Annotated in this window: 19 protein-coding genes; 6 read left to right on the top strand and 13 right to left on the bottom strand. The window is 72.6% G+C overall.

The features are described 5' to 3' along the window. Positions 1-1,327, bottom strand: a 1,327-nt coding sequence (locus E1284_RS05145) for a GMC family oxidoreductase (protein ID WP_131937584.1), incomplete at its 3' end; no start/stop codon positions are given. Between the two features lie 244 nt (positions 1,328-1,571). Between E1284_RS05145 and E1284_RS05140 the strand changes: the two genes are divergently transcribed. Both E1284_RS05140 and E1284_RS05135 read left to right on the top strand, forming a co-directional pair. Next, complete coding sequence (locus E1284_RS05140; protein ID WP_207923569.1) at positions 1,572-2,735, top strand: serine hydrolase domain-containing protein; 1,164 nt, start codon at positions 1,572-1,574, stop codon at positions 2,733-2,735. Beyond that, a complete protein-coding gene (locus E1284_RS05135) occupies positions 2,732-4,246 on the top strand; it encodes an alpha/beta hydrolase (protein WP_131937582.1) in 1,515 nt (504 codons plus the stop codon). The genes E1284_RS05140 and E1284_RS05135 overlap by 4 nt, the downstream gene beginning before the upstream one ends. Positions 4,247-4,285: 39 nt before the next feature. On the opposite strand, the gene E1284_RS05130 is transcribed toward E1284_RS05135, so the two are convergent. From E1284_RS05130 to paaZ, 7 genes are all read right to left on the bottom strand, one after another. Beyond that, the gene (locus E1284_RS05130; RefSeq protein WP_131937580.1) at positions 4,286-4,993 is read right to left on the bottom strand and encodes a VWA domain-containing protein; all 708 of its coding nucleotides are present in this window, start codon (positions 4,991-4,993) and stop codon (positions 4,286-4,288) included. A gap of 106 nt (positions 4,994-5,099) precedes the next feature. Further along, positions 5,100-6,191, bottom strand: a complete 1,092-nt coding sequence (gene paaE / locus E1284_RS05125; protein WP_131937578.1) for a 1,2-phenylacetyl-CoA epoxidase subunit PaaE — start codon at positions 6,189-6,191, stop codon at positions 5,100-5,102. Further along, positions 6,192-6,680 carry a 1,2-phenylacetyl-CoA epoxidase subunit PaaD gene (gene paaD / locus E1284_RS05120; RefSeq protein ID WP_131937576.1) on the bottom strand — a complete coding sequence of 163 codons (489 nt, stop codon included), beginning with the start codon at positions 6,678-6,680 and terminating at the stop codon, positions 6,192-6,194. Beyond that, complete coding sequence (paaC, locus tag E1284_RS05115; protein ID WP_131937574.1) at positions 6,674-7,561, bottom strand: 1,2-phenylacetyl-CoA epoxidase subunit PaaC; 888 nt, start codon at positions 7,559-7,561, stop codon at positions 6,674-6,676. Before paaC ends, paaD begins: the two co-directional genes overlap by 7 nt. Positions 7,562-7,569: 8 nt before the next feature. Then, positions 7,570-7,854: a 1,2-phenylacetyl-CoA epoxidase subunit PaaB gene (gene paaB, locus E1284_RS05110; protein WP_131937572.1), complete on the bottom strand. Its 285-nt coding sequence runs from the start codon at positions 7,852-7,854 to the stop codon at positions 7,570-7,572. Next, positions 7,854-8,804, bottom strand: coding sequence for a 1,2-phenylacetyl-CoA epoxidase subunit PaaA (gene paaA / locus E1284_RS05105; RefSeq protein WP_131937570.1), 951 nt, complete (start codon positions 8,802-8,804; stop codon positions 7,854-7,856). The genes paaB and paaA overlap by 1 nt, the downstream gene beginning before the upstream one ends. After that, entirely contained in the window at positions 8,801-10,846 is a 2,046-nt protein-coding gene (paaZ, locus tag E1284_RS05100) for a phenylacetic acid degradation bifunctional protein PaaZ (protein ID WP_131937568.1), read from the bottom strand. Before paaZ ends, paaA begins: the two co-directional genes overlap by 4 nt. Positions 10,847-10,941: 95 nt before the next feature. Between paaZ and E1284_RS05095 the strand changes: the two genes are divergently transcribed. Continuing rightward, the gene (locus E1284_RS05095) at positions 10,942-11,577 is read left to right on the top strand and encodes a TetR/AcrR family transcriptional regulator (protein WP_131937566.1); all 636 of its coding nucleotides are present in this window, start codon (positions 10,942-10,944) and stop codon (positions 11,575-11,577) included. Here the strand turns inward: E1284_RS05095 and E1284_RS05090 are convergent. The 3 genes from E1284_RS05090 to pdhA are packed head-to-tail and all read right to left on the bottom strand — an operon-like array spanning position 11,564 to position 15,068. Next, entirely contained in the window at positions 11,564-12,874 is a 1,311-nt protein-coding gene (locus E1284_RS05090; RefSeq protein WP_243714260.1) for a dihydrolipoamide acetyltransferase family protein, read from the bottom strand. The genes E1284_RS05095 and E1284_RS05090 overlap by 14 nt on opposite strands. Before the next feature lie 50 nt (positions 12,875-12,924). Next, on the bottom strand, positions 12,925-13,929 hold the full coding sequence (locus E1284_RS05085; protein WP_131937562.1) for an alpha-ketoacid dehydrogenase subunit beta: 1,005 nt from the start codon (positions 13,927-13,929) through the stop codon (positions 12,925-12,927). Continuing rightward, the gene (pdhA, locus tag E1284_RS05080; protein ID WP_131937560.1) at positions 13,926-15,068 is read right to left on the bottom strand and encodes a pyruvate dehydrogenase (acetyl-transferring) E1 component subunit alpha; all 1,143 of its coding nucleotides are present in this window, start codon (positions 15,066-15,068) and stop codon (positions 13,926-13,928) included. The genes E1284_RS05085 and pdhA overlap by 4 nt, the downstream gene beginning before the upstream one ends. A 108-nt stretch (positions 15,069-15,176) precedes the next feature. Here pdhA and E1284_RS05075 point away from each other — a divergent pair, with 108 nt between their 5' ends. The 3 genes from E1284_RS05075 to E1284_RS05065 all read left to right on the top strand — a co-directional run bounded on the left by E1284_RS05075 (position 15,177) and on the right by E1284_RS05065 (position 18,201). Then, a complete protein-coding gene (locus E1284_RS05075; RefSeq protein ID WP_131937558.1) occupies positions 15,177-15,692 on the top strand; it encodes an Lrp/AsnC family transcriptional regulator in 516 nt (171 codons plus the stop codon). Positions 15,693-15,744: 52 nt separating this feature from the next. After that, a complete protein-coding gene (locus E1284_RS05070; RefSeq protein WP_131937556.1) occupies positions 15,745-16,551 on the top strand; it encodes an SAM-dependent methyltransferase in 807 nt (268 codons plus the stop codon). 78 nt (positions 16,552-16,629) lie between these two features. Further along, positions 16,630-18,201 (top strand): class I adenylate-forming enzyme family protein, encoded by a 1,572-nt coding sequence (locus E1284_RS05065; protein WP_131937554.1) that lies wholly within the window; start codon positions 16,630-16,632, stop codon positions 18,199-18,201. On the opposite strand, the gene E1284_RS05060 is transcribed toward E1284_RS05065, so the two are convergent. Both E1284_RS05060 and E1284_RS05055 read right to left on the bottom strand, forming a co-directional pair. Further along, positions 18,171-18,992 carry an SDR family NAD(P)-dependent oxidoreductase gene (locus tag E1284_RS05060; protein ID WP_131937552.1) on the bottom strand — a complete coding sequence of 274 codons (822 nt, stop codon included), beginning with the start codon at positions 18,990-18,992 and terminating at the stop codon, positions 18,171-18,173. The genes E1284_RS05065 and E1284_RS05060 overlap by 31 nt on opposite strands. 42 nt (positions 18,993-19,034) lie before the next feature. Next, a complete protein-coding gene (locus E1284_RS05055; protein WP_131937550.1) occupies positions 19,035-19,370 on the bottom strand; it encodes a YnfA family protein in 336 nt (111 codons plus the stop codon). Positions 19,371-19,377 lie beyond the last annotated feature (7 nt).

The following is a 19,377-nucleotide window of genomic DNA, read 5'->3' as shown; positions in this document are numbered from 1 at the left end:
AGATGTGTATTAGAGACAGCGCCATGACCTCGCGGACGAGGTCGATGCCGTCCAGCAGCAGCCGGGCGTCGTCGGGCTCCGACAGGTAGCCGGGGTCGATCACCGGCGCGGCGGACGGGTCCGCCGACCCCAGCCGGACCGTGCCGCGGCTCTTCGGGTAGATCAGCGTCGGCATGATCGTCAGCGCGGGCCGCTTGTCGACCTTGTGGCGCACCGGGGCGTCCTGGTTCGGGAACGGGTACGACCACGGCAGCGCGTGGATCTGCAGGTCGGGGATGTCGCCGGCCTGCCCGGTGCGGACGAACCCGACCGCCTCGAACACGCTGCGGGCCACCCACGTCCCGCCCTTGGTCCACTCCTTGGCGACGCCCCGCCCGAAGTAGGGCGCGGTGCCCTTGTGGCGGGCCGTGTCCATGATGAACGTCATCGGCACGAACATGTGGTCGTGCAGGTTGTCGCCGACGGGGAGGTCGGCGTGCACCTCGATGCCGTGCTCCCGCAGATGCGCGGCGGGGCCGACACCGGACAGCATCAGCAGTTGCGGCGAACCGAACGCACCCGCCGCCAGCACCACTTCCTTGGTGGCCCGGATCGTCCCGCGCCCCTTCTTCGTGACGACCTCGACGCCGGTCGCGCGGCCCTTGTCGATCACGACGCGGCCGACGGTGGCGCCGGTCAGCACGGTCAGGTTCGCGAGGCCGTGGTCGTCCAGGTAGCCCACGGACGAGCTGTAGCGCAGGCCCTTGTCGACGCTCTGCTGGAAGATGCCGGCGCCCTCCTGCTCCGCGCCGTTGTAGTCGTCGTTGCGCTTCACCCCGGCCGTCCCGATCAGCGCCTCGATGAACGCCTCCGAGGCGGGCGTCAGGTCGCGCTGCCGGGTCACCTGGATCGGGCCGCCGGCGCCGCGCAGCTCACTGGCGCCGTCCTCCCAGTTCTCCATGCGCTTGTAGCTGGCGAGGACGTCGTCGTAGCCCCAGCCGTCGCAGCCGTCCGCGGCCCAGTCGTCGTAGTTCTTGCGGTGCCCCCGCACGAACAGCATCCCGTTGATCGACCCGGAGCCGCCGAGGACCTTCCCGCGCGTCTGCGGGATCTTCCGGTCCAGCGCGTGCTTCTGCGGGGCGGAGTAGAAGCCCCAGTCCAGCTTCTTCTTCAGTTGCGGGACGTTGTGGAAGACGGCGATCAGACCCGGCTTGCGGACCAGCGGCGTCCGGTCCGGTCCGCCCGCCTCCACCAGGACGACGCCGGCCCCCGAATCGGCCAGTCGCCGCGCCAGCACGCATCCCGCGCTCCCGGCCCCCACCACGACGTAGTCAGCGGTCTGGTCCATGGTCTTCCTCTCGCAGCGGCGCCCGCGCACGCGCGAACGACCCCAGTCGAGGGCCCGCGCCTGGCCCGATCGGCACCGCCGTGCAGGCGGGAATGGGTGCGGCGATCGTAAGCGGCCGGGAACGCCCGGCCAACCCCTGTCCCGATGACCGGAACCCGCACGGGACGCCGGGGGTCTGCTCCACCACGGCTCCGGGTGATCGCCCCAATGCGCCGCCGGGCCCGCCTGCTTAGCGTCGGAGGGCATGAACGGTACGAGACAGAGTGGGACGAGACAGACCGCTGGACGGGTCACCGTTGTGCTGGTCGCGGCGGCCTCGGCCGCCGCCGTCGGGGCGGTGCCCTCCCGGGCCGACGCCGCCCCCCGCTGCGGTGACCACGATGCGACGCGCGCCGCGCTGGAGCGCATGACGGGTGTGCACCGCCTCACCGGCGCGGCCGTCCGGATCGACGATCCCCGCTGCGGCGCGTGGACGGCGGCGAGCGGCGTCGCCGACCGGCGGACGCACCGGCCCATGCGCGCCGGCCTGCGGACCCGCATCGCCAGCATCACCAAGACGTTCACGGCGACGACCGTGCTCGCGCTCGCCGCCGAGCGCCGGATCTCGCTGGACGCCCCGGTCGAGCGCTACCTGCCCGGCCTGCTCGATCGGAACGGCTACGACGGGCGGACGATCACCGTGCGCAGCCTGCTGCGGCACACCAGCGGCCTGCCCGACCACATGGACACCTTCGACGGCACCGACGAGTTCCGCTTCCGCCACTTCGAGCCGGAGGAACTGGTGGCCCGCGCGCTGACCCTGGCGCCGCCGGAAGGTGACTGGCACTACTCGACCACCAACTACATCATCGCCGGGCTCATCGTGGAGAAGGTCACCGGGCGCACGCTGGAGGACGAGGTCGACCGGCGCTTCATCACGCCGCTGCGGCTCCGCGACACCTACTGGCCGGGCGACGAGATCCGCATCCGGGGACCGCACCCGCACGGCTACGTCCGCGGCGAGGACGGTTCGTACACCGACTACACCGCGTTCAACACGACGGTCGCGTGGGCGGGCGGCGCGCTGGTCTCCAGCCCGCGTGACGTGAACGCCTTCTTCGGCGCCCTGCTGGGCGGACGGCTGCTGCCCCCGGCGATGCTCGCGGAGATGCGGCGGACCGTCCGCGCCGACCCCGACCGCGTGTGGGAGGGCGCGTACTACGGCCTCGGCCTCATCCGGACGCCGCTGCGCTGCGGTGGCGCGTGGTGGGGGCACGCGGGCGGCATCGACGGGTTCACCACGTTCGCCGGTGTGGGGCCGTCCGGCCGCCGCGTCACCGTGATGCTCAACGAGAACGCGCCCACGTTGGAGGCGTGGAACGACGAACTGGACATCGTCCAGGCCGCCCTCTGCGAGGTGGAGCGATGAGGATGATCCGCTGGACGTCGGCCGCCGCGGCGGCGGTCGCGGCGCTGGCCCTGACGGCGGTCGCCCCGGCCGCCGCGGCCCCGGACCCGCTCCACCGCTTCTACCAGCAGCGGCTCCACTGGAAGCCGTGCACGCTCGGCCCGGACGACGCCATCGGCGCGGAACTCGACAAGGCAGGCGCGCGGTGCGCGGACGTGACCGTTCCGCTTGACTACAGCCGCCCGGACGGCCGCACGATCACCGTCGCGATCTCCCGCCTCGCGGCGTCCGGTCCCCGGATCGGGACGATGCTCCTCAACGGCGGCGGTCCCGGCCCCGCCCTGGACATGCCGCCGTACATGCGCGGCATCATGGGCGCGGCCGGCCCGCGCTACGACCTCGTCGCGATGGACCCGCGCGGCCTCGGCCGCAGCGCCCCGGTCGACTGCGGCTGGCCCGCAGGCACCTGGATCAAAGGGGCCGGGCTGACGCACCGCTCCTATGACCGTGCCGTCGCGTTCGCCAAGGACCTGGCGGCCCGGTGCGCGCGGACCGACCGCGACCTCCTGCAGCACATCAGCACCCGCAACATCGCCCGCGACATGGACGTGGTCCGGGGCGCGCTCGGCGAGCGGAAGGTGTCCTACAACGGAGCGTCCTATGGCACCTACCTGGGGCAGGTCTACGCGTCGATGTTCCCCGGCCGCCTCGACCGGGTTCTCCTGGACAGCTCCCAGGACCTGTTCAGCTGGGGCCCGCGCCTGCTCGCGGGTGTTGAGGGCGCGAACGAGCGGGTCCTCGGCGACTGGGCGGCGTGGGCGGCGCGGCGCGATGCCGAGTACGGTCTCGGCGGCACTCGCGACGAGGTGATTCGGACCGTGCACCGGATCCTCAAGGCGTCCGCCCGCACGCCCCTGGCGGTCGGGCGGTACCGGCTCGACGACACGATGGTGCCCCTCGTGCTGTTCACCGGCATCGACACCGACGAGGACGCGGCGCGTGCGACCCTCGCCGCGTCGGTCCGCGTCCTGGCCGCCGCGGCGGCGGGCCGTCCCGCGCGGCCGACCCCGGAACTGGACGAGCAGCTCGCCTTCCTGCTGACGGGGGTGGAGGGACGGTACGGCAGCGGCCAGGCCGCGATCGTCTGCGGTGACGGGGCCGCTCCCCGCGACCCGGCGGGCTACTGGCGCGACGTCCAGCGCACCCGCCGTGCCGCCCCCGTGTTCGGGCCGGTGAGCTACAACATCGGCCCGTGCGCGTCCTGGCCGGTCCGACCCGCCGAGCCGCCGGTGCGGGCCGTCGGCCCGCTCCCCGCGCTGATGGTGGCGGCGACCGGCGACACCCGGACGATCTACGAGCGCAACGAGGTGGCGCACCGGATGCTGCCCGGCAGCCGGATGATCACCCTGGACGCCGACGTCCACGCCCCCTACCAGCGCGGCTACCCGAACAGGTGCGTGGCGGACACCGTCAACGACTACCTGCTGACCGGCCGGCTTCCCGTCCGCGACCTGGTCTGCGCGCCCGAGTAGCCCCCTGCCCGTACCCCGGGCCCGTGCCGTGCGGCCGACTCAGCGGAGGATGCCGGCGGCGCGGGCCTCGGTGAGCCACGACGGGAACTCGTTCATCAGCCGCGCGTAGAGGTCGTCGTCGGCGATGGCCTTCGGCTCCGGACCGGCCGGGAAGAAGTCGGCGTTGTCGATCGCGCGCTTGCGCGGGACGGGCAGGTCGTCCAGCTTGCGGAGGAATCTGAACTCGTCGTCGCCGAACCCGACGAACTGCCAGAAGATCGGGAGTGTGGACGCGTCGCAGAGGGTCTTCTGGGCGGCCGTCCGGGAGTCGGGCGACCCGTCCGTCTGGAAGATGACGAACGCGGGGGCGGCGGGCGCGGTGGCCCGGTAGTGGTCGATGACCGCCTGCATCGCGGCGGCGTAGTTCGTCGTCCCCATGTGCCCGAGCCGGTCGTGCTCCTCGTTGATCCGGCCCTGGTACCGGGTGAGGCCCACCTCCACCGCCGGGTGCGCGATCTTGTCGAAGAACACGACGGGGACGACGCCGTCGTCGTCCAGGTGCGCGGCGAGCGCGAGCGCCTGCTCGGCCAGGTGCTGGACGGTGCCGTCCTTGTAGTAGCGGCGCATCGACCCCGACCGGTCCAGGACGAGGTAGACGGCGGCGCGCTGCCCGCCGAGCCCGCGCTTCTCCAGGTTGACCTTGGCGGCCTTGTAGAGGCTGACGAGGCCGGGCGCGGTCGACTGCACCTTGTCCAGGCTGATGGGCATCGGGGAAGCTCCTCCACGGGTCACGTGAACGTCCAAGGATGCACCGTCATGCCAGGTCGGCGCAGGGTTCTGCCGGATCCGGCCGGTATGAGCGGCGGCCTGCGCGTCAGGAGTCGTAGTCGACGGTGACGTGCGGGGTGGCGGGGGTCGACTGGCAGGTCAGGATGTAGCCGGCGTCGACTTCGGCCGGGTCGAGGGCGAAGTTGCGGTGCATGTCCGCTTCGCCCTCGACGACCCTGGCGCGGCAGGTGCCGCAGACACCGCCCTTGCAGGCGAAGGGGAGGTCGGGGCGGATGCGCTGGGCGGAGTCCAGGATCCTCGCGTCCTCCGGCTGGGTGAGGGTGGTGGAGCGGCCGTCCAGGATGACGGTGACCTCGCACGCCGGGCCGGTGGGGGCCGACTGCTTCCGGTTCGGCTCGGGCGGGGCCTCGTCCACGAAGAACAGCTCCTGGTGGACGCGGTCGCGCGGCACGCCGAATCCCCGCAGGACGTCGCGGGCGCCGGTGACCATGCCGAACGGGCCGCACAGCCACCAGTGGTCGACGCCGGCGACCGGGACGAGGAGCGGCAGGAGCGTGCGGAGCCGGTCGGCGTCGAGGCGCCCGCTGAACAGCTCGGCCTCGCGCGGTTCCTGGGAGAGGACGTGCACGAGCTCGAAGCGGTCGGGGTGCGCGTCCTTCAGGTCGGCGAGCTCGTCGGCGAACATGACCGTGCCGCTGCGCCGGTTCCCGTACAGGACGGTGACGCGGGCGCCGGGGTCGGCGAGCGCGGACGCGGCGATGGAGATGACCGGGGTGATCCCCGAGCCGGCGGCGATGAGCACGTGGTGCGCGGCCGCGGTGCCCGGGGTGAACGTGTCCAGGGTGAACGTGCCCGACGGCGGCAGCACCTCGACGACGTCGCCCGGCCGCACGTCGTGCACCAGCCAGGACGAGAACAGGCCGTCCGGGATCTCCCGCACGCCGATGCGCGGCGCGGCCCCGGCGGGCGCGCAGATCGAGTAGGAGCGGCGCTCCTCCCGCCCGTCGATCGTGCGGCGGAGCGTGAGGAACTGGCCGGGGCGGAAGGCGTAGACGTCCGCCAGGTCCGGCGGCACGTCGAACGTGACCGCGACCGCGTCGTCGCACAGCCGCTCGACGCCCGCGACGCGCAGCGCGTGGAACCCGGCGCGGCGCGGGGCGACCTCGGTGAGCGTCACTCAGATCTCCTTGAAGTGCTCGAACGGCTCGCGGCAGGCGTCGCAGCGGCGCAGCGACTTGCAGGCGGTCGCGCCGAACCGGGACAGCTCGACCGTCTCGGTGGAGCCGCAGTGCGGGCAGCGGACGCGCCGGGTCGGGCCCAGCGTGAGGGGGATCGGGCCGGGCGCGCGGCGGGGTGCCGGGCCGGGCGGCGCTATCCCGGCCTCGTGCAGCTTGCGGCGGCCCGCGTCGCTGATCCAGTCGGTCGTCCACGGCGGGTCCAGGACCGTGCGGACCCGGACGTCGGTGTACCCGGCGTCGGCGAGCCTGTGCCGCAGGTCGGCGCGCATCGTGTCCAGGGCCGGGCAGCCGGTGTAGGTCGGGGTGATCGTCACCTCGACGCGGCCGGTCTCCTCCGTGACGTCGCGCAGGACGCCCAGTTCGGCCAGCGTGAGCATCGGCAGCTCGGGGTCGGTGACGGTCTCGGCGATCGTCCGGGCGCTCACCATGCCGCCCCCGGATGGTCGCGGGCGAGGCTCTGCATCTCGGTGAGGAGGCCGGCCAGCGCGGGCGAGTGCGCACCGTCCCGTCCGGCCAGGTGCGCGGGGACGGGCTCGGGGCGGCGAAGGGTCGCCCTCGACAGCACCTCGTCGAGGACGGCGTCGAACTCCGCATGGACGCCGGCCGGGTCGACGGCGACACCGGCGTCGGCCAGCAGCCGCTCGACCTCGTGCGCGGTGAACAGCTCGCCGGTATGCGGCCACAGGTCGTCCAGCGCCAGCTGCGCGCGCTCGTGGGACAGGTCGGTGCCGTCGCCGAGCCTGACCGTCCACAGCGCGGCGTGGTCGCGGTGGTAGGCGACCTCCTTGACGCCCTTCGCGGCGATCGCGGCCAGGACGGGGTCGCGTGACGTGGTGAGGCGGTCCAGCAGCGCCAGCCGCCACGTCGCGAACAGCAGCAGCCGGACGGTCGAGTGCGCGAAGTCGCCGTTCTCCACCTCGGCCAGGCCGACGTTGCGGAAGTCGGACGCGTCCCGGAAGTAGGCGAGGTCGTCCTCGCCGCGGCCCTTGTCCTCGGCGACGCCGGCGCGGGCCAGCAGCAGCCGGGCCTGGCCGAGCAGGTCGAGCGCGATGTTGGCGAGCGCGACCTCCTCCTCCAGTTCGGGCGCGTGCGTGCACCACTCCTGGAGGCGGTGCGACATGACGAGCGCGTCGTCGCCGAGCATCAGGCAGTACGCGGCCAGCGCGCCGCGGTCGACGCCGTCCGGGACGGACGGGTCGATCCCGGCGAGCGGGTCGTCGAAGCCGGTGCCGAACGCCCAGCGGGCGTCGTCGCTCTCCTCGGAGAGCGCCTCGAACGGGTTGTCGGACGACGGGTAGTCAGACGGCATCGGGAGCCTCACATATGCGGGACGTTCTCGGGGATGTCGTAGAACGTCGGGTGCCGGTAGACCTTGTCGCCGCTCGGGGCGAAGAAGGGGTCCTTCTCGTCCGGGCTGGACGCGGTGATGTCCTGCGACCTCACCACCCAGATGCTGACGCCCTCGTTCCGCCGCGTGTAGAGGTCGCGGGCGTTGCGCAGCGCCATCTCAGCGTCGGGGGCGCGCAGCGAGCCGACGTGCACGTGGTTCAGGCCCCGCTTGCCGCGGACGAACACCTCGTAGAGCGGCCAGTCCCTCTCCATCACGCCACCTCCTTATGGGCGTGCTTCGCGGCGTAGGCGGCGGCGGCCTCGCGCACCCAGGCGCCGTCCTCGTGGGCCTTGCGGCGCCGCTCGATCCGCTCGGCGTTGCAGGGGCCGTCGCCGCTGATGACGCGCTTCAGCTCCGACCAGTCGATCTCGCCGAAGTCGTGGTGCCCGCGCTCGGCGTTCCAGCGCAGGTCCGGGTCGGGGAGCGTGACGCCGAGCGCCGCCGCCTGCGGGACGGTCATGTCGACGAACCGCTGCCGCAGCTCGTCGTTGGTGTGCCGCTTGATCTTCCAGGCCATGGACTGCGCGGTGTGCGTGGAGTCGGCGTCCGGCGGGCCGAACATCATCAGGGACGGCCACCACCAGCGGTTCACGGCGTCCTGCACCATCTCCCGCTGGGCGCCGGTGCCGCGCATGAGGGTCATCAGCAGCTCGTAGCCCTGCCGCTGGTGGAACGACTCCTCCTTGCAGATCCGGATCATCGCGCGGGCGTAGGGGCCGTAGGAGCTGCGGCACAGCGGCACCTGGTTGCAGATCGCGGCGCCGTCCACCAGCCAGCCGATCACGCCGACGTCCGCGAACGTCAGCGTCGGGTAGTTGAAGATCGACGAGTACTTCTGCCTCCCGGAGATCAGCTTGCCGGTCAGGTCGGACCGGTCGGCGCCGAGCGTCTCCGCCGCCGAGTACAGGTAGAGGCCGTGACCCGCCTCGTCCTGCACCTTGGCGAGCAGGATCGCCTTGCGGCGCAGCGACGGCGCGCGGGTGATCCAGAGGCCCTCCGGCTGCATCCCGATGATCTCCGAGTGCGCGTGCTGCGCGATCTGCCGGATCATCGTGGCCCGGTACTTGTCGGGCATCCAGTCGCGCGGCTCGATCCGCTGGTCGCGGTCGATCGTCCGCTCGAAATGCTCCTGCTCCGGCCGGGTCTCCTGCGCCTCCGTCATGCCTCCTCCTCCGGACGCTTGGCCACGAGGGTCAGGACGTCGTACGCCGCGACGACGGCGCCGTCCTGCCGGGTGACCTCGGTGTCCCAGCGCACCTCGCCGTAGTCGGCGTTCTCGCGCGGGGTGATCTGCTTGGCGGTGAGCTTCACCGTCAGTTCGTCGCCGGGGAACGTCGGGGCGAGGAACCGCAGGTTCTCCAGCCCGTAGTTGGCGAGGACGGGGCCCGGCTCGGGCGACACGAACAGGCCCGCCGCGAACGAGACCACGAGGTATCCGTGCGCGACGCGGCCGCCGAAGAACGGGTTCGCCTTGGCGGCCTCCTCGTCCATGTGCGCGTAGAAGGTGTCGCCGGTGAACTCGGCGAAGTGCTCGATGTCCGCAAGGGTGACGGTGCGGGGACCGGCCACGACGGTGTCGCCGATCCGCAGCTCTTCGAGGTGCTTGCGGAACGGGTGGACGCCGGTCTCGGTGCGGGACGTGCCCTGCGTCCAGCGGCCGGTGATCGCGGACAGCATCGACGGCCCGGCCTGGACGGCGGTGCGCTGCATGTGGTGCATGACCCCGCGCATCCCGCCCATCTCCTCGCCGCCGCCCGCGCGTCCCGGCCCGCCGTGAACCAGGCCCGGCATCGGGGAGCCGTGCCCGGTGGACTCCTTCGCGTCCTCCTCGTTGAGGACGAGCAGCCGCCCGTGCCAGGGCGCGGCGCCGATCACGACCCGGCGCGCGAACTCGGGGTCGGCGGTGACGACCGAGCCGACCAGGCTGCCCAGGCCGCGCGCCGCCAGCGCGACGGCCTGCTCGGCGCCGCCGTCGTAGGGGAGCAGGGTGCTGACCGGGCCGAACGCCTCCACCTCGTGCGGTTCGGGACGGTCGGTGTCGTCCACCCGCAGCAGGATCGGGGACATGAACGCGCCGCGCTCGGCGTCGGCGCCGACCACCTCGACGCGCTCGGGGTCGCCGAACACGATGCGGCCCGCGTCCAGGAGCTTCTTCAGCTGCCGGCGGACCTCGTCGCGCTGGTCGAGGGTGGCGAGCGCGCCCATCCGGACGTCCGGGTCGGACGGGTTGCCGATCTTCACCCGCGCGAGCCGCTCGCTCGCGGCCCGCGCGACGTCGTCCATCAGGTCCGACGGCACCAGCGCGCGGCGGATGGCCGTGCACTTCTGGCCCGCCTTCACCGTCATCTCGGCGACGAGCTGCTTGACGAACAGGTCGAACTCGGCCGTGCCGGGGCGGGCGTCCGGGCCGAGGATCGAGACGTTCAGCGAGTCGGCCTCGGCGTTGAACCGGACCGACCGCCCGGTCACGACGGGGTGCTTGCGCAGCAGCCGCCCGGTCGCGGCCGACCCGGTGAACGCCAGGACGTCCTGCTCGGTCAGGTGGTCGAGCAGGTCGCGGGGGTCGCCGCAGACGAGCTGGAGCGTGCCCTCCGGCAGGATGCCCGACTCGATGATCAGCTCGACGAGCCGCGCGGACAGGTACGCCGTCTGCGGCGCCGGCTTCACCAGGCTCGGCATGCCGGCGAGGAACGCGGGCGCGAGCTTCTCCAGCGGGCCCCAGACGGGGAAGTTGAACGCGTTGATCTGCACGGCGACGCCCTGCAGCGGCGTGCAGATGTGCCGTCCGGCGAACGTGCCGCCCTTGCTCAGCGGCTCCACGTCCCCGTCGACGAGGACGGTGTCGTTGGGCAGCTCGCGCTTGCCCTTGCTCGCGTACGCCAGCAGGACGCCGATGCCGCCGTCGACGTCGATCTTCGAGTCGGCGAGGGTGGCGCCGGTGCGGGCCGACAGCGCGTACAGCTCGTCGCGGTGTTCGCGCAGGTGGAGCCCGAGCTTCTTCAGCAGGGCCGCGCGCTGGTGGAAGGTCAGTTCGCGCAGGGCCGGGCCGCCCGTCCGGCGCCCGTACTCCAGCGCCGCGCCCATGTCGATGCCGGTGGAGGAGATGCGGGCGACCTCCTCGCCGGTGACGGCGTCGGTGAGCGGCGCGCCCTCGTCCGGCGGGACATGCCATGCGCCGGATGCGTAGCTGGGCAGCGGAGCCATCGGCCCTCCTCGAATTACTGACCGTACGTTCAGTCAGATATTAACCCGGCGAAGGGCCCGGAGAGAAGAGCGGGACCGGGCCCGGCGCTGCGATAATGGCCGCCGTGAGCAACGTGGGCGGCGGGCGGGCGAACCGGCGCGGGCGGCCCGGCTACGACCGGGAGTCGCTGCTGCGGGTCGCCGTGCAGGTGTTCAACGAGCGCGGCTACGACGGCACCAGCATGGACGACCTGGCCAAGCGGCTCGGGATCGGCAAGTCCGCGATCTACCACCACGTCTCCGGCAAGGACGAGCTGCTGCAACTCGCCGTCGACCGGGCCCTCGACGGGCTGTTCGCCGCCGCCGCGGAGACCGCGGCCGTGGAGGGGCGCGCGATCGACCGGCTGGAGCACCTCGTCCGGGCCAGCGTCGCCGTCCTCGTCGAGCAGCAGCCGTTCGTCACGCTGCTGCTGCGGGTGCGCGGCAACACCGCCGTCGAGAAGCGGGCGCTGGCCCGCCGCCGCGAGTTCGACCACCTGGTGTCCGGGCTGGTCGCGGAGGCCGAGGCGGACGGCGACATCCGCCCCGACATCGACCCGGCGATCGCCGCGCGGCTGCTGTTCGGGCTCGTCAACTCGCTGATCGAGTGGTACCGGCCGCGCGGCGGCGCGAGTGGGGGAGAGATCGCCGACGCGCTCTGCAAGGTCGCGTTCGACGGACTGCGCCGCCGCGCGGAGCCTAGCGGTGGGTGACCAGCACTTCGGGACGCTCCACGCAGTCGGCGACGAACCGCAGGAAACCGCCGGCGACGCCGCCGTCGCAGACCCGGTGGTCGAAGGTGAACGACAGCTGCGTCACCTTGCGCAGCCTGACCTTCCCCTTGTGCGCCCACGGCTTGTCGGTGATCCGGCCGACGCCGAGCATGGCGGCCTCCGGGTGGTTGATGATCGGGGTCGAGCCGTCCACGCCGAACACGCCGTAGTTGTTGAGCGTGAACGTGCCGCCGGTGAGGTCGCTCGGAGAGAGGCGCCCCTCGCGGGCCGCCTCCGTCCGCTCCCTGAGCGCGGCGGCGAGTTCGGCCGGCGTCATCGCGTGCGCGTCGCGGACGACCGGCACGACGAGGCCCCGGTCGGTCTGCGCCGCGAACCCGAGGTGGACGTGCGGCAGCCGGACGATCTCCTGCCGCTCGGTGTCCACGTAGGCGTTGAGCTCGGGGAAGCGGCGCAGGCCCGTCACGCAGACGGCGGCGAGCAGCGCCAGCATGCCGACGCGCGCCTCCGGGTCGGCGTGCGCGATCTTGTTCTTGAGCTTGACCAGGCGGGTCGCGTCCACGTCGACCCAGGTGGTCGCGTCCGGGATCTCGCGGCGGCTGCGTGACAGCTTATCGGCCATCGTCCGCCGCACACCCTTGAGCGGGACGCGCACGACGCCGGCCTCTTCGCCTGCCGGGCCGGTGGTGGTCAGGCCGGTGCTGGTCGGGCTGGTGGCCGGCGCGGCTTGGGCGATGGCCTCCTCCACGTCACGCCGCAGGATGACGCCGCCGGGGCCGGTCGGGGCGAGTGCCGCGACGTCGATCCCGTTATCCTTCGCCAGCCGCCGCACCACGGGCGAGATCACCCGCGGCACCCCGTGACGAGACGCGGTTGCCGCCGGTGCCGCGGCCGGCTCGGGAGCCGGTTTCGCGGCGCGGCGGCGCGAGCGGCGGTTCGCGGACGTCCCGTAGCCGACGAGGACGTTGCCGGACCCGGCCCGCTCCTCCTCCCGGTACTGCTCCGCAGCCGCGTTCTCAGCACCGGCCGTCGCGTGCGACCGGGCCGTCACCGCGATGAGGGGCGAGCCCACGTCCACGACGGTGCCCGCCTTGGCGTAGAGCTCGGTGACCGTGCCGGCGACCGGGATCGGGACGTCGACGGCGGCCTTGGCGGTCTCCACCTCGACGATGATCTGGTCGACCGTGACGGTGTCGCCCACGGAGACCTTCCACTCCAGGATCTCGGCCTCGGTGAGGCCCTCGCCCAGGTCGGGCAGCTTGAAGACCGTCGGGCTCACGCGTGTCTCCTGCGGGGGGACGACCCCCCGCACCCCCCGGTTCGCTGCGCTCATGCCGCACCGCCCAAGTAGCGGGTGTCGGGCTCGTCGTCGCGCTGGAGGCGGTCCAGAGCGTCCAGGATGCGGTCGACGCCCGGCAGGTGGTGGTGCTCCAGCATCGGCGGCGGGTACGGGATGTCGAAGCCGGTCACCCGCAGCACCGGGGCCTCCAGGCTGTGGAAGCAGCGCTCCTGGACGCGGGCGGCGATCTCCGCGCCGACGCCCGCGAACCCGGCGGCCTCGCTGATGACCACGCAGCGGCCCGTCTTCCGGACGGACGCGGCCACGGTCGCGTCGTCGAACGGGACGATCGTGCGCAGGTCGATGACCTCCAGGTCCCAGCCCTCGGCGGCGGCCGCGTCCGCGGCCTCCAGCGCGACCGGCACGCTCGGCCCGTACGCGACGACCGTCGCGTCCCGGCCGGGGCGGCGGACGGCGGCGCGGCCGAACGGCTCGGTCCGCTCCAGGTGCTCGATGTCCGACTTCGACCAGTACAGCTTCTTCGGCTCCATGAACACGACCGGGTCGGGGTCCTCGATCGCCTCGCGCAGCAGGGAGTACGCGTCCTCGACCGTCGCCGGCGTGACGACCTTCAGGCCGGGAGTGTGCGCGTAGTACGCCTCGCTGGAATCGCAGTGGTGCTCGACGCCGCCGATCCCGCCCGCGTAGGGGATGCGGATGACCAGCGGCAGGCGCACCCGGCCGCGCGTGCGGTTGCGCATCTTCGCGACGTGCGAGGCGATCTGCTCGAAGGCGGGGTAGGCGAACGCGTCGAACTGCATCTCGACGACGGGCCGGAAGCCGCCCATCGCCATGCCCACCGCGAACCCGACGATGCCCGCCTCGGCGAGCGGGGTGTCGAAGCAGCGGTCGTCGCCGAACTTGGCGGACAGGCCGTCGGTGATGCGGAAGACGCCGCCGAGCGCGCCGACGTCCTCGCCGAACACCAGGACGCGCTCGTCCTCGTCCATCGCCTCGCGGAGCGCCGTGTTGAGCGCCTGGGCCATCGTCGTCATGACAGCGCCTCCTCGGATGACGGTGTCTCCTCGATCTCGGTGCGGAGCTGGGCCCGCTGCTCGTCCAGCTGCGGGTCGGGGGTGCCGTAGACGTGGTCGAACAGCCCCAGCGGGACGAGTTCGGGGTCGGCGTTCATCCGGTCGCGGAGGCGTCCGGCGAACTCCTCCGCCTCGGCGGACGCCGCCGCGACGTCCTCGTCGGTGAGATGCCCGCGCCGCCGCAGGTAGGCCTCAAGCCGGGCGACCGGGTCGCGTTTGCGCCAGGCGTCGGCCTCGGCGTCCGTGCGGTAGCGGGACGCGTCGTCGGCGTTGGTGTGCGGGTCGAGCCGGTAGGTGTGGGCCTCGACCAGGAACGGTCCATTGCCGGAGCGGGCGTGCTCGACGGCCGCCGACAGGACGGCCAGCACGGCGACCGGGTCGTTCCCGTCCACCCGTTCGGAGCGCACGCCGTAGCCGATGCCCTTGTAGGCGAGGGAGGGCGCGGCGGTCTGCCTCTCCAGCGGCACCGAGATGGCGTACTGGTTGTTCTGCACGAAGAACACGACCGGCGCCTTGAAGACGGCGGCGAAGTTGAGCGCCTCGTGGAAGTCGCCCTCGCTGGTGGCGCCGTCGCCCACGCAGGCCAGCGCGACCCGTCCCGTCCCCTTGCGCCGCTCCGCGTACGCGAGGCCCGCCGCGTGGACGGTCTGCGTCGCGAGCGGCGTGCACTGCGGCGCCGTGTGGTGGACCTGCGGGTCGTATCCGCAGTGCGCGTCGCCCCGCAGCAGCGACAGCACCTCGACCGGGTCGATGCCGCGCGACACCAGCGCCATCGACTCCCGGTAGGTGGGGAAGAACCAGTCGCCGTCCTCCAGGACGAGCACCGAGCCGACCTGGCACGCCTCCTGCCCGTGGCTGGACGGGTACACCGCCAGCCGGCCCTGCTTGGTGAGCGCGGTCGCCTGCGCGTCGAACCGCCGCCCGACGACCATCGCCCGGTGCGCCCGGCGCAGCAGCTCCGGGTCCGGGACCGCGTACCGCTGCCTCCCGCGCACCGCCGCTCCGCCGTCGGTCAGGAACCGCACGGGCTCCGCCGAGGGGAGCAGCGCCTCGACCAGGCCCGCCTCGACCCGGCCCGTCTCAACCCGGCCCGCCGCCATACGCCTCCACCTCCGCACTCGATCGGTGCTAGGAATATGAACCAGATCGGCCATAGGTCTCAATAGACGGCCAAAAATCAGGACATACGGCCAACCAGTGGAGCGTTCATGGACCATCTGTCTCCTGATACCCCGCCGCTCGCGGGACATGACGGACGTTCGGCGGCGCCGCTCGACGACCTCGATCGCGCGATCGTCCGCGAGCTGCGCGCGGACGGCCGCATCTCCATGCGCGCCCTCGCCGAGAAGGTCAGCGTGTCCCGCTCCAACGCCTACACGCGGGTGGAGCGGCTCATCGCCGACGGCGTCGTCACCGGGTTCACCGCGCAGGTCGACCCCGTGCGCGCCGGCCTCGGGACGGCGGCCTACGTCCTGGTCAACATCGAGCAGAACTCCTGGCGCAAGGTGTCGGCCGAACTCCGGACGATGGCCCATGTCGAGCACCTGGCGTTCGTCGGCGGCGACGTCGACCTGGTCATGCTCGTCCGCACCCCGGACAACGCCTCGCTCCGCGATGTCGTGCTGGCCCGCATTCACGCGGTCGAAGGGGTCCGCGCCACCCGGACCTGGCTCATCTTCGACGAGATCCCGGCGGAACCCGCCGAGCACGAAAAGCGCTCATGATCGCGTAGCCTGTAGGGGCCGTGAGCCCCCGCTCTCGCGGCTGTGAGGAGAAATGGTGGCAGCTGACCGGGCGCAGCCGAGCGGTTTCGACCCAAATGTGCCGAATATTGCCCGAATGTACGACTATTACCTGGGCGGCAAGGACCATTACACGGCCGACCGCGCCGCCGCGGAGGCGGCGATCGAGGCCGATCCGACGCTGATCACGCTGATCAGGGAGAACCGCGCCTTTCTCGGCCGCGCCGTGCGGTACCTCGCCGAGCAGGGCATCGACCAGTTCCTCGACATCGGCACCGGGCTGCCCACGCAGCAGAACGTCCACCAGATCGCGCAGGCGGTGAACCCCAAGGCCCGCGTCGCCTACGTCGACTACGACGGGCAGGTCGTCGCGCACGGCCGCGCGCTGCTCGCCGACTCCGAGGGCACCCGGATGATCGTCGGCGACGTCCGCGACCCGCAGGCGATCCTCGGCAACGCCGAGGTGCGGCGGCTGCTCGACTTCGACCGGCCGATCGCGCTGCTCCTCGTCGCGACCCTGCACTTCATCCCGGACGAGGACGACCCGCCGGGCATCATGGCCGAACTGCGCGACGCGCTCCCCTCGGGCAGCCACCTGGTGCTGACCCACGCGTCCGCCGACGGCGTCCCCGACGTGGTCGCCAAGGTCGTGGAGGTCTACAAGCGGACGTCCGCGCCCGGCACCCCCCGCACCCGCGAGCAGGTCACCGGACTGTTCGGCGACTTCGAACTGCTCGACCCCGGCCTCGTGTGGGCGCCGCTGTGGCGGCCGGAACGGTCCATCTCCCTGGAGGAGGCGCTGCCGATCTGGTTCTACGCCGGTGTCGGCCGCAAGCCCTGAGCCCGGGGCCGCAGGTATTGGCATAACGCGTCCGATGCGTGATGGTTGGGGCGGGACGGGCCACAAAGGGGAGGCGGCATGCGGGCGGATACGGTCGGAGCGGCGCTGGAGAACACGGCGCTGGAGAACACGGCGGCGCGTGGCAAGGCATTCCTGTACGACGGTGACGACACCGTCACGTTCGCGGAGTTCAACGCGCTGACCGACCGTGTCGCGAGCGGTCTGCTCGCACGCGGGATCGGGCGAGGCGACCGGATCGGCCTGCTGGGGCTCAATACGACGCAATGGCTCGCCGCCTTTTTCGGTGCGGCGCGGATCGGCGCCGTCGTCGTCCCGCTCAACGTGCGTTACCGCGAACAAGAGCTGTCGTACATGCTCGGCCAGAGCGGCGCGAGAATGGTCATCAGCACCCCCGCCATTCCGGGTTTCGACTTCGCGGCGTTCTTCGAGAAGTTCCGTCCGCAAGCGCCCGGCGTGACCGATTACCTGTTCTTCGGCGAGGGCTTCGGCGAGCTGGCCGCGGCGCCCGCCGACCCGGCCGCGCTCGCGGCGGCGCGGGACGCCGTCGCCCCGGACGACCCGCTGATGATCCTCTACACCTCGGGGACGACCGGGCGGCCCAAGGGCGCGGTGATCACGCACGGCAGCATCCTGGCGTCGGCGCGCGCCCAGGCCGACCACTTCGTGATGACCGACGCCGACGTGCTGCTCGGGCATCTGCCGTTCAACCACGTCGGCGGCATCACCTGCACGATCATGGCCGCGCTGGTCAGCGGCGGGTCGGTGGCGCTGCTGCCCGCGTTCTCCCCGGACGGCGCGCTCCGCGCCATCGAACGGCACCGGGTGACGTTCCTCGGCGCCGTCCCCACGATGTACGTGCTGATGCTCGGCCGCGACGACTTCGCCGACCACGACGTCTCGTCCGTGCGGCTGTGCATGGCGGGCGGCTCCAACGTGGAACCGGCGCTCGCGGAGTCGATCCGCCGCGCCTTCCCCGGCGCGCCGCTCTACGGCCTGTACGGCCTGTCGGAGTCCTCGGGCGCCTGCGTCCTGTCGCCCCTGGACGACGACCCGGAGACCGTCGCCCGCACCCTCGGCGCGATCATCGGCGACTTCGAGGCCCGCGTGACCGGCCCGGACGGCGCCGTCCTGCCCCCGGGCGAGACCGGTGAGCTGCAGATCCGCGGCGGCTGCGTCACCGCCGGCTACTGGGACATGCCGGACGAGACCGCCGAGGTCTTCCTGCCGGGCGGCTGGCTCGCCACCGGCGACATGGTCGAGATGGAGCCGGACGGCCACCTCGTCCTGCGCGGCCGCAAGAAGGAGATGTACATCCAGGGCGGCTTCAACGTGTACCCGGTCGAGATCGAGAACGTCCTGACCGCCCACCCCGGCGTCGCGATGGCCGCCGGCATCGGCGTCCCCGACGAGGTGCTCGGCGAGATCGGCCGCTTCTACGTCGTCCCGCGCCCCGGCGCCGAGCCGCCCACCGCCGACGAGCTCGCCGCCTACTGCCGCGACCGCCTGGCCGACTACAAGGTGCCCCGCCAGTTCGTCGTCACCGCCGAGGTCCCGCTGACCCCCGTCGGCAAGATCCACAAGGCCCAGCTGAAGGACGACTACCTGTCCGCCCTCGACGGCAGCCGGTAGGCCCGCCGCAGCGCGGCGTCGACGAGTCGCTGCGGGGCCAGCGTCTTGAGCCGGGGCACCGCGAAGCTCTGCGGTCCGGCGCCGTAGCGTCCGCGCGGCGCCTTCACGGTCGCGGCCTTCCAGATGATCCGGGCCGCCTTGCCCGGGTCGTCGCCCTTCCGCAGGGCGTCATGGAGGGTGGCGCGGGCGCTCTCCCGGGGCCCGTCGTAGTCGGCGATCGCGGCGGTGCCGGCGGTGGCGGTGGACGAGTTCAGCACCTCGGTGGTGAAGACGCCCGGCTCGACCAGCGAGACCGCGATACCCAGATGCCACACCTCGTGGCGCAGCGACTCGGTGTACCGGGCGAGGGCGGCCTTGGAGGCGGCGTAGAAGCCCTCGCCCGGCTCCCCGACCCACGCGGCCAGCGACCCGACGTTGACGATGCGTCCCCGGCGCCGTTCGCGCATGCCGGGCAGCGCGGCGTTGACGAGGCGTACGGCACCGAAGAAGTTCGTCTCGAACACTGCCCGCGCCTCCTGCGGCGCGGTCTCCTCGGCGAAGCCCTCGTGCATGACGCCCGCGTTGTTGACAAGGACGTCGATGCCGCCCGCCTGAGCGGTCACTTCGCCGACGCAGGCCCGCACGGATTCGTCGGAGCGCACGTCCAGGCGGAGCATCCGCACACCGGCCTCGTCCGGGCGGTCCCGCCGGGACGTGCCGAAGACGCGGGCGCCGCGCTCGGCGAACAGCAGCGCGGTCGCCCGGCCGATGCCTGACGATGCGCCGGTGACCAGGACGTTCGGGGAGGTCAATGGAGGGCCTTTCGCGGGAGGGACGGAGCCCGCCGGCCGCGTTCAGTGGCCGCGCGGGGCGTACATGATGACGGCCATGCCGGCGAGGCAGATCAGGGCGCCGGCGATGTCGAAGCGGTCGGGGCGGTAGCCGTCGGCGACGACGCCCCACAGGATCGACCCGGCGACGAAGATGCCGCCGTAGGCGGCGAGGACGCGGCCGAAGTGGGCGTCCGGCTGGAACGTGGCGGCGAAGCCGTACAGCCCGAGCGCGATGAGGCCCGCGCCGGCCCAGAGCCAGCCCCGGTGCTCGCGCACGCCCTGCCACACCAGCCAGGCGCCGCCGATCTCCAGGACGGCGGCGACGGCGAACAGGGCGATGGAGCGGGCGACGAGCACGGCGGCG

It is taken from the genome of Actinomadura bangladeshensis (assembly GCF_004348335.1).
GTDB classification, from domain to species: Bacteria; Actinomycetota; Actinomycetes; order Streptosporangiales; family Streptosporangiaceae; genus Spirillospora; species Spirillospora bangladeshensis.
Note: the sequence above shows the minus strand (reverse complement) of the source record. Positions and strands in the feature narration are given on the sequence as shown.

What these genes read in the sequence shown, in the direction of transcription:
- paaC (WP_131937574.1), bottom strand. Translation starts at nt 7,561, where the DNA reads ATGCCGTCTGACTACCCGTCGTCCGACAACCCGTTCGAGGCGCTCTCC.
- paaA (WP_131937570.1), bottom strand. Translation starts at nt 8,804, where the DNA reads ATGACGGAGGCGCAGGAGACCCGGCCGGAGCAGGAGCATTTCGAGCGG.
- E1284_RS05095 (WP_131937566.1), top strand. Translation starts at nt 10,942, where the DNA reads ATGGCCGCCGTGAGCAACGTGGGCGGCGGGCGGGCGAACCGGCGCGGG.
- paaD (WP_131937576.1), bottom strand. Translation starts at nt 6,680, where the DNA reads ATGGTGAGCGCCCGGACGATCGCCGAGACCGTCACCGACCCCGAGCTG.
- E1284_RS05070 (WP_131937556.1), top strand. Translation starts at nt 15,745, where the DNA reads ATGGTGGCAGCTGACCGGGCGCAGCCGAGCGGTTTCGACCCAAATGTG.
- E1284_RS05085 (WP_131937562.1), bottom strand. Translation starts at nt 13,929, where the DNA reads ATGACGACGATGGCCCAGGCGCTCAACACGGCGCTCCGCGAGGCGATG.
- E1284_RS05140 (WP_207923569.1), top strand. Translation starts at nt 1,572, where the DNA reads ATGAACGGTACGAGACAGAGTGGGACGAGACAGACCGCTGGACGGGTC.
- E1284_RS05075 (WP_131937558.1), top strand. Translation starts at nt 15,177, where the DNA reads ATGGACCATCTGTCTCCTGATACCCCGCCGCTCGCGGGACATGACGGA.
- E1284_RS05065 (WP_131937554.1), top strand. Translation starts at nt 16,630, where the DNA reads ATGCGGGCGGATACGGTCGGAGCGGCGCTGGAGAACACGGCGCTGGAG.
- E1284_RS05135 (WP_131937582.1), top strand. Translation starts at nt 2,732, where the DNA reads ATGAGGATGATCCGCTGGACGTCGGCCGCCGCGGCGGCGGTCGCGGCG.
- pdhA (WP_131937560.1), bottom strand. Translation starts at nt 15,068, where the DNA reads ATGGCGGCGGGCCGGGTTGAGACGGGCCGGGTCGAGGCGGGCCTGGTC.
- paaB (WP_131937572.1), bottom strand. Translation starts at nt 7,854, where the DNA reads ATGGAGAGGGACTGGCCGCTCTACGAGGTGTTCGTCCGCGGCAAGCGG.
- paaZ (WP_131937568.1), bottom strand. Translation starts at nt 10,846, where the DNA reads ATGGCTCCGCTGCCCAGCTACGCATCCGGCGCATGGCATGTCCCGCCG.
- E1284_RS05130 (WP_131937580.1), bottom strand. Translation starts at nt 4,993, where the DNA reads ATGCCCATCAGCCTGGACAAGGTGCAGTCGACCGCGCCCGGCCTCGTC.